The sequence below is a fragment of the Corallococcus sp. AS-1-12 genome (genome assembly GCF_020036995.1).
Classification (GTDB): domain Bacteria; phylum Myxococcota; class Myxococcia; order Myxococcales; family Myxococcaceae; genus Corallococcus.
Genome location: NZ_JAIQDD010000085.1, coordinates 1 through 1,712, shown reverse-complemented (window position 1 = coordinate 1,712; position 1,712 = coordinate 1). Strand labels below are relative to the sequence as shown.

Sequence of the window (1,712 nt, the reverse complement as noted above, 5' to 3'; positions counted from 1 at the left end):
GGCCTGCCTGCTCGGCTGCACCTATGTCTTTGATTCTGCTTTGCTTTTCGCCGCCGCGTTAAACGGACGCGGATGGGCAACCGTCCGGCCAATGACGTGCTGCAAGGGATTGCCGGGGTAGCAGAACGCATCGGACGCTGTCCGGCATGGCGAATCAGGTGGAGAAGCCGGAGTGGACGCGGATTGCAGGAGCGTTCGAGGCCAGCGGGCAGATGCAGCAGGAGTTCGCGTTGGCGCACGGCGTGCGATTGAGCACGTTGCAGTGGTAGGTGTACCGGCACCGAAAGAGCGCACTATCAAAGTCGGAGGCGCTAGGGATTGAATCTCGACCAAAAACAATCCCAAGCGGCAATGCATGCACAACCGAAACACTCGCTTCGTAGCCGTGCTCGTGGCGACACTCACACTGGTGGGCGCGGGCTGCGGTGGCGGGGCCCATGCCCGAGCGAGCGCCGCCATGCCCAGCGCCACCGCGGTGTACCTGGCCCAGGCGCAATGTGGTCCCCAGGACTCCACCATCAGTTGCTGCGTGAAGACCCACGCGGGCAACCCCACGCGGTGCGGCGCCACGGACCTGGAGGCCGAGGACATCCTCCTCTTCGCCCGGGCTGCAGAGGAGCTCTCCCGCGACCTTCCGGAGTGGAAGCGCGCCTGCCTGGAGACGTACGTGCAATGCCAGGAGGACCACTGGTCGGGCTCCTGCTACGACTGCTTCCGGTACTGCGAGGGGCAGCAGGGCGACTGGCCCCGCGACAAGTGCCGGAAGCGGAAGGGCGGGCGATGAGCATGTCCGAGGACATCGACTGGGACCCCGTGCGGGAGCTGGCCTCGCGTGTGGAGGCGGGCGAAGCGCTGGTGCTGACCCCGGACGTGCGCGAGATCCTCCTGCGCACGGCCCGGCAAGTGGGCATTCTTGAGTCCGACGCGCAGGTCGCCGTTCAGGACGTGGGCACGGCAACCGCCCTGCTGCGCGAGGCGCGCGAGCGGATTCGTGACGGCTCCATCCGCTTGAACATCACGGAGATGAGGGCGCGGGACCTCGTGCGCGCGGGAGACAAGGTTGGAGCACGGAAGCTGCTGGAGGACCTGCTCGCCGTGGAACGGGTGCCGCTCTACCGCGAGCAGGTGGAGCTGTCCCTGGAGGACCTCGACTGACGGGCCCAAAGAAAAAGCCTGGCAACCCGTACTGGATTGCCAGGCTCTTTCACTGTGGAGGCGGAGGGAATCGAACCCGCAGCACGGAACGACCCAATTCCGAGGCAGGATCGCCTTGACCCGCGATTTTCCTGGGGATTTTGGCCCTTCGTCATCCCGCCCCATACCGCGCCATGCCGCCTGATTCCTCCGGGGAGGGGCTATATGGGGGCAACGGAAACTGCCTCCAGGCAGCCCAGCAGGAGAGCGCCGTACCCTACGCCCACCTTTGACCGACAACACCCGACCAGTCGCACCTTTGCCTACGGAAAAGTCACGTTGCCCAGCGTGATCACGCGAGGCCCGTCTGCTTCCCATAGCTTGAGCGAGAACGCCCCTTGGGCGGCTACTGAAGGGGCATCGGCCTCGACCACTACGAGCCCGAACTCTCCTACTGGGATGGGCCCCTGCTGCCACAGACGCAGAACCTTCAACTCTGCCCCGGCCTTGCCTCGAAGCGTTGCCCCGTTCGCAACCCATGGCAAGGCTCCCGCCTTCACCACTAGCTGGATTTCCAC

Annotated in this window: 4 protein-coding genes; 3 read left to right on the top strand and 1 reads right to left on the bottom strand. The window is 65.4% G+C overall.

Annotated elements, in window-relative coordinates; all coding sequences use genetic code 11:
* Positions 1-146: 146 nt before the first annotated feature.
* The 3 genes from K8556_RS39365 (at position 147) to K8556_RS38750 (ending at position 1,155) form a co-directional block, all read left to right on the top strand.
* Positions 147-269: a hypothetical protein gene (locus K8556_RS39365; RefSeq protein WP_255653351.1), complete on the top strand. Its 123-nt coding sequence runs from the start codon at positions 147-149 to the stop codon at positions 267-269.
* 188 nt (positions 270-457) lie between these two features.
* Positions 458-784 carry a hypothetical protein gene (locus tag K8556_RS38755; protein ID WP_223745165.1) on the top strand — a complete coding sequence of 109 codons (327 nt, stop codon included), beginning with the start codon at positions 458-460 and terminating at the stop codon, positions 782-784.
* Positions 781-1,155 carry a DUSAM domain-containing protein gene (locus tag K8556_RS38750; protein WP_223745164.1) on the top strand — a complete coding sequence of 125 codons (375 nt, stop codon included), beginning with the start codon at positions 781-783 and terminating at the stop codon, positions 1,153-1,155. The genes K8556_RS38755 and K8556_RS38750 overlap by 4 nt, the downstream gene beginning before the upstream one ends.
* Positions 1,156-1,457: 302 nt before the next feature.
* Here the strand turns inward: K8556_RS38750 and K8556_RS38745 are convergent.
* The coding region (locus K8556_RS38745) for a DUF2381 family protein (protein WP_223745163.1) at positions 1,458-1,712 on the bottom strand (255 nt) is incomplete at its 5' end.